Source organism: Psychromonas sp. B3M02 (assembly GCF_003318165.1).
In the GTDB taxonomy this organism is placed as follows: domain Bacteria; phylum Pseudomonadota; class Gammaproteobacteria; order Enterobacterales; family Psychromonadaceae; genus Psychromonas.
Window position 1 is genome coordinate 1 of record NZ_QOCB01000022.1, and the last position, 7324, is coordinate 7324.

The 7324-nt window shown below is 38.9% G+C and carries 5 protein-coding genes; 2 read left to right on the forward strand and 3 right to left on the reverse strand.

The window, feature by feature from the left end; translation table 11 throughout:
* Window positions 1–85: 85 nt before the first annotated feature.
* The 3 genes from dnaJ to grpE all read right to left on the reverse strand — a co-directional run bounded on the left by dnaJ (window position 86) and on the right by grpE (window position 4190).
* Window positions 86–1219, reverse strand: a complete 1134-nt coding sequence (dnaJ, locus tag DS885_RS03005; protein ID WP_113817925.1) for a molecular chaperone DnaJ — start codon at window positions 1217–1219, stop codon at window positions 86–88.
* A gap of 143 nt (window positions 1220–1362) precedes the next feature.
* On the reverse strand, window positions 1363–3279 hold the full coding sequence (gene dnaK / locus DS885_RS03010; protein WP_113817926.1) for a molecular chaperone DnaK: 1917 nt from the start codon (window positions 3277–3279) through the stop codon (window positions 1363–1365).
* Between the two features lie 317 nt (window positions 3280–3596).
* On the reverse strand, window positions 3597–4190 hold the full coding sequence (gene grpE, locus DS885_RS03015; protein ID WP_113817927.1) for a nucleotide exchange factor GrpE: 594 nt from the start codon (window positions 4188–4190) through the stop codon (window positions 3597–3599).
* Window positions 4191–4330: 140 nt separating this feature from the next.
* Between grpE and nadK the strand changes: the two genes are divergently transcribed.
* Entirely contained in the window at window positions 4331–5230 is a 900-nt protein-coding gene (gene nadK, locus DS885_RS03020; RefSeq protein ID WP_113817928.1) for an NAD(+) kinase, read from the forward strand.
* 151 nt (window positions 5231–5381) lie between these two features.
* Window positions 5382–7061 (forward strand): DNA repair protein RecN, encoded by a 1680-nt coding sequence (recN, locus tag DS885_RS03025; protein WP_113817929.1) that lies wholly within the window; start codon window positions 5382–5384, stop codon window positions 7059–7061.
* Window positions 7062–7324: the final 263 nt, after the last annotated feature.

Below are 7324 nucleotides of genomic sequence, written 5' to 3' on the forward strand. Positions count from 1 at the left end.
ATAATAAAATACAAAAAAAAAGGCCACTTGAAAGTGACCTTTTTAAAGAATATCAGATTTTAAGTAATAATGACTATTATTTCTATTACTTACTTATATCGTCAAAAAACGTTTTTAAGCTGTTTAAAAAACCTTCTGACTTAGGTTTATGCTTTTTGCTGCTGCTTGAGCATAATGAGTTTTCAAACTCTTTTAATAACTCTTTTTGCTTGATAGAAAGTTTCACAGGTGTTTCCACTGTTACTTTACACATCAAATCACCGGTAGAGTGGCTACGTACCGATTGAACACCCTTGTTACGCATACGGAACATACGGCCCGTTTGTGTCTCTGCGGGTATTTTTAATTTAACGCGTCCATCTAAGGTAGGGACTTCAATTTCGCCACCTAATGCTGCTTCGGTAAAGCTAATTGGTACTTCACAGTACAGGTCATTACCATCACGCTCAAATACATCGTGTGGACGTACGTTCATTTGTACGTATAAATCCCCTGCTGGTGCACCATGCTCTCCCGCTTCACCTTCACCACTTAAACGGATACGGTCGCCAGTATCAACACCTGGTGGGATTTTAACTGATAATGTTTTGCTACGCTCGTAACGACCTTCACCATGACACTTGTTACATGGGTCAGTAATAATTTTGCCTTTACCATGACAAGTTGGACAGGTTTGGTTAACAGCAAAGAAACCTTGACGCATTTGTACTTGGCCTTGACCATGACAAGTGCCACAAGTTTTACTGTCTGTGCCTTTTTTAGCGCCTGAGCCATTACACTGTTCACAATGTACTAACGTAGGAATTTGGATCTCTTTAGAGATACCTTTAACAGCCTCTTCTAAGGTTAGTTCCATGTTGTAGCGTAAATCAGAACCTTGCTGTGCACGTTGACCGCCACCACGACGACCACCGCCAAAGATATCTCCGAATATATCGTCAAAACCACCGCCGCCGAAACCACCGCCGAAGCCGCCGCCACCTTGACCTTGCTGATTAACACCATCGTGACCGTATTGATCAAATGCTGCTCTTTTTTGAGGATCGCTAAGAATTTCGTAAGCTTCTTTTACTTCCTTGAATTTTTCTTCTAGCGCAGTATCACCTTTAGTACGGTCTGGATGGTACTTCATCGCCAGGCGTTTATAAGCCTTTTTAATCTCTTTCTCTGTCGCATCTTGGCCTACACCAAGTACTTCATAACAATCACGTTTAGACATGGTCAGTTCTCAAACCTTTTTTTATACCTCGTTCAACAAATAGCTGCTTGTTGAAATTGGTATTGTTCAAAACAAACGCGCGGATTATAGATAAATCCATAACCCGCGAGCTGATACGATACTGCTAATTAGGGGTTACCCAATTATTTTTTCTCGTCTTTTACTTCTTCAAACTCAGCATCAACGATGTCATCGTCTTGTTTAGCTTCAGCTTCTGGCTGTGCTTCACCGGCTTCGCCTGCTTGTGCTTTTTGTTGAGCAATTTCCATCAGTTTTTGAGAAGCTTCAGCTAGGGCTTGAGTTTTAGCTTCGATTTCAGCTTTATCTTCACCTTTGCTTGCTGTTTCAACTTCAGCAATTGCTGCTTCAATTTTCTCTTTCTCATCAGCTGGTAATGCATCACCTGCTTCTTCAATTTGTTTCTTAGTACCGTGAACCATCGCATCTGCTTGGTTACGCGCCGTTACTACTTCTTCAAACTGTTTATCAGCATCAGCATTTGCTTCAGCATCATTTACCATTTTTTCAATCTCTTCGTCAGATAGACCTGAGCTTGATTTGATAGTAATTTTTTGCTCTTGGTTTGTATCTTTATCTTTAGCAGATACATGTAAGATACCGTCCGCATCCATATCGAAAGTTACTTCGATTTGTGGAGTACCACGAGTCGCAGCACGGATACCTTCTAAGTTAAATTGACCTAGAGATTTGTTGTCTGCAGCACGTTTACGCTCACCTTGAAGAATGTGGATTGTTACCGCACTTTGGTTATCTTCAGCTGTTGAGAATGTTTGTGACTGTTTAGTCGGGATAGTTGTATTTTTCTCGATAACTTTCGTTAATACGCCACCCATTGTTTCGATACCTAAAGATAACGGTGTAACGTCTAATAATAGAACGTCAGTTTTGTCACCTGAAAGTACAGCACCTTGAATCGCAGCACCCATTGCAACCGCTTCATCAGGGTTAACATCTTTACGAGCAGCTTTACCAAAGAACTCTGCTACTGCAGCTTGTACTAATGGCATACGTGTTTGACCACCTACTAAGATAACATCATCGATGTCACCAACAGAAAGGTCAGCATCTTTAAGTGCAATACGTAATGGTTCAAGTGTTGCTTTAACCATATCTTCAACTAGAGACTCTAGTTTAGAACGTGTTACTTTAATGTTTAAGTGCTTAGGACCTGATGCATCAGCTGTGATGTATGGCAGGTTGATATCTGTTTGTTGTGCAGAAGAAAGCTCGATTTTTGCTTTTTCAGCCGCTTCTTTAACACGTTGCATAGCTAGTGGATCTTTAGTTAGATCGAAGCTTTGCTCTTTTTCAAATTCTTTAACGATGTAGTTAATTAAACGGTTATCGAAATCTTCACCACCTAAGTGTGTGTCACCGTTTGTTGCTAATACTTCAAATGTTTTCTCGCCATCTACTTCATCGATTTCAATGATTGAGATATCGAAAGTACCACCACCTAAATCGTATACAGCAACAGTGCTGTCACCTTTAGTATTGTTAACACCGTAAGCAAATGCAGCAGCAGTTGGCTCATTGATGATACGTTTAACATCAAGACCAGCGATACGACCAGCATCTTTAGTTGCTTGACGTTGTGCATCGTTAAAGTAAGCAGGTACTGTGATTACTGCACCAGATACTTTCTCACCTAGGTAATCTTCAGCTGTTTTCTTCATTTTCTTAAGAATTTCAGCAGAGATTTGCGGTGGTGCCATTTTGTCACCGTGTGCTTCAACCCATGCATCACCATTATCAGCTTTGATAATTTTGTAAGGCATGATTTTGATATCACGTTGTACTTCTTCATCTTCAAAACGACGACCGATAAGACGTTTGATTGCAAATAAAGTATTTGTTGGGTTCGTTACAGATTGACGCTTAGCAGGTTGACCTACTAATGTTTCGCCGTCTGTGTAAGCAATGATTGAAGGAGTAGTACGTTCACCTTCTGCGTTTTCAATGATTTTAGCTACATCACCATCCAGTACAGAAACACATGAATTTGTAGTACCTAAATCAATACCAATAATTTTACCCATTTTACTTTCTCCACATTTATTAATGTTTTATTTGTTTAGTTGACTCTCTGCAGCATTGCAGTGTCCGTTTCATACTTCATATATAAGGGGCTATTTTTAGGTTTCAAGGGCAACAAGCAAAAAAAATCATTTTTTTTAAAATTAATTTCAAAAGGTGAGCCAGTTCAGCGAAATCTCTTGTCCTTTATGCGTTATCAATTAATAACTTGTTGAAAGTTCTTTTAAGCCAGTCCCTTATCTTCTCGTAAATACAAAAAAGGCACCGAAGTGCCTTTTAATAATCAATCAGCAGATTGATTTATCAATTATCGCGATGACTATGCGTCTTTTGACACAACAACCATTGCTGGACGGATGATTTGACCGCCACTTAACTCGTAACCTTTTTGCATTACTGCAACAACTTGGTTAGCAGGAACGCCTTCAACCACTTGCATGCTCATTGCTTGGTGTTTTTCTGGGTTTAATGGCTCGCCCATTGGGTCAATTTGTTGAATGCCAATGCTTGAGATAGCTTTTAATAACTCAGTTAAAGTCATTTCCACACCATCAACCATAGGTTTTAGCGTTTCATTCTCTTTATCAGCATGTTGAATTGCTAACTCAAGGTGGTCAACAACAGGTGTTAAAGCATTAGCAAAAGTTTTTAATACTGATTTGCGACGGTTTTCTGCATCGATACCCGCTTTACGGATTTCGTTTTGTGAGAAAGCTTGCGCACGAATTACTAAATCTTTCTGCTCTTTGATCTCTTCTTCAGCGGCAGCTAGCTTTTTAGTTAGCTCTTCAATTAAAGCTGATTGGTCATCGGCTGTTTCAAGTGTACCTTCAACCGCTTCTTGCTCAACGGCCTCATCACCTAAAACCGTGTCAATTGCTTCTTCAACCGTGTTTTTTTGTTCTTCGCTCATAGCTCAATCCTACTTAATTTTATTTTGGTCAATAATATATGCTCTATTATGGGGATAGTAATAATAGTTTCAAGGCTGTTAATAAAAACATTTTTAAGAGGTATACTGAAAATCACCACATTTTATCGAGTATCTATTTTATGACGCAAGACACTAAGCAACAAAGTCAATTTCAAACCATTGGATTAATTGGCAAACCTCAGCACAGTGAAGCATTACAAACCCTCGCTAGCTTATACTTTTTTTTGCAAGCTCGTGGTCATGCAATTATTATCGATATTCGTCTTGCTGATGACCTAGAGCTCCCACAAATTCGTTATGAAGATTTAGTCGGCATAGGTCAAAAGTGTGATTTAGCAATAGTCGTTGGTGGTGATGGTTACATGTTAGGTGCGGCCAGAGTATTAGCTCGCTTTGACCTGCCAGTGATCGGAGTGAATAGAGGTAACTTAGGTTTTTTAACTGATTTAGATCCCGATGATTTTGAAAAACCATTAAGTGAAGTATTAGAAGGTACTTACCAAACAGAACATCGTTTTTTATTAGAAGCACAAGTATATAGCCATGGTCATTTAAGAAGCAGCAGTACGGCCGTTAATGAGGCGGTATTACATCCAGATAAAATCGCGCATATGATTGAGTTTGAAATCTATGTAAATGATAACTTTATGATCAATCAACGTGCCGATGGTTTAATTCTTTCAACACCAACAGGCTCTACAGCTTACTCTCTGTCTGGCGGTGGCCCAATCATGACCCCTAAACTGGATGCAATCAGTTTATTGCCTATGTTTCCCCATACCTTAAATAGCCGCCCTATTGTGATTGATGCCAATAGCACAGTGCGTTTAAAAGTAGCACAAAGTAATAGCACAGAAATGCAAATCAGTTGTGATAGCCACGTTAACCTATCTGTATTACCTGGCGATGAAGTGATCATTAAAAAGACCAAACATCAGTTAACCTTATTGCACCCACAAAACTATAACTATTTCCATGTATTACACACCAAATTTGGTTGGGGTAACAAACTATTCTAAGCATTCATCCAATGGCTGACTAATCAGCATAAAATAAAATATTTAGCATAAAATAGATAAACAGCACTTTACTGTTTAAAAAAACAGTACTAAACTGTGTTTTTAAACAGTAGTTTTATCGTTGTTAATATCATCATAGGATAACCATTTTATGCTAAGTCAATTAACTGTTCAGCACTTTGCCATCGTAAAGTTCTTAGAGCTTGATTTCCACCAGGGTATGACCACTATTACCGGTGAAACAGGTGCAGGTAAATCCATTGCTATCGATGCATTAGGGTTATGTCTGGGTGCACGTGCCGATGCAAGCATGATTAGGCAAGGTACGGATAAAGCAGAAGTTAGTGCACGCTTTAATCTAATCGATACGCCTAATGCCTTGGTTTGGTTAAAAAGCAACGACCTTGAAAACACCTTAAGTGATAATCCGAACGAATGCTTATTACGCCGAGTGATCACACGCGAAGGCCGATCTCGTGCATATATCAATGCCATTCCAGTCCCATTATCACAACTCAAAAGCTTGGGGCAGTTATTAGTTAACATACACGGTCAACATGCACACCAAAGCTTATTACGCACCGATGTACAGCTATCAATTATTGACGAATATGCTAACCACCAACAATTACTACAAAAAGTAAAAGACACCTACCAAGGTTGTCACTTTCTTAAGAAGCAATTACAGCAACAACAATTAAGCCAACAAGAGAAACAAGCGCGTAAACAGTTACTTGAATATCAAATTATTGAGTTAGATGAATTTGCACTAGGTGAAGGTGAGTTTAGTGAAATTGAGAGTGAACATAAAAAACTAGCAAACAGCGGCGCATTATTAGAAAGCACTCAAGTGAGTTTAAATCTGTTGGCTGATTCAGATGAAGTCGATGCCCTTACGTTAATACAGAAAACTATCTCTTTATTAGAATCACAGGTTCAACATGATAGTCAGCTAGAGCCCATTGTTAGCGCATTACAAGAAGCGGTGATCCAGGTTGAAGAGGCAGGTTATGAATTACGCCAGTACAGTGAAAAACTAGAGTTAGACCCTGAGCAGTTTGAACAACTTGAATCCCGTTTAAGTCAGGCGATGACGCTTTCTAGAAAACACCAAGTTCAACCTGAAATGCTTTATGAATTTCATCAGAAATTGAGTAAAGAGTACCAACAACTAAACAACAGTGAAGCACAGATTGAACAGCTCACTGCAGAGCTACATACAGCTAAACAAGATTACGTAAAACACGCTCAAAAACTCAGTCAAAGCCGCCAACGTTACGCTAAAGAGTTAAGTAAAAAAATCACTAAAAGCATTCAAAAGTTGAATATGGAAGATGGTCAATTCGAAGTCGCCATGACACAACATGAAAGTGATAGCCTTAGCCCATTAGGTATTGACGGTATTGAGTTTCAAGTGGCTGCGAATGCAGGACAAGGTTTGCAAAACTTAGGTAAAGTCGCTTCGGGCGGTGAATTATCTCGTATTAGTTTAGCGATTCAAGTGATCATCAGCCAACGAGTATCAACACCTACTTTAATCTTTGATGAAGTCGATGTGGGTATCAGTGGGGCAACAGCGGCCGTTGTTGGTAACCTATTACGTCAGCTTGGTGAAACCACACAAATTTTCTGTGTAACGCATCTACCACAAGTAGCAGGTAATGGTCATCAACAAATGATAGTGAATAAACAAAGTGATGGTAAGAGCACTAACACTAATATGCAGCTATTAGACGAAACACAGCGTATTCATGAATTAGCAAGATTATTAGGTGGTGACAGTATTACCGAACATACATTAGCCAACGCTAAAGAGTTATTAATTGTTTAATAGCCTTTCAACAATTTACAGTTAAGTCTCCTTACATATTTGGAGGCTTAACATGCTAAAAAATGATTTCAAAAGGTGAGCGTTGAGGCGATGTTAGTGTAATAAAACCTTTTTGATAACAAGAAATAATTGTTAATAAAGCCTAATAATTTCAGATAAAAAACTAACAGCAGATGCTATTGTCATAATGATATTAGCAACAAAAAAAGCCGCCTAAATAGAGCTTGAGCATAAAAGCGGTTGTTTAATACCAATTGTATTAA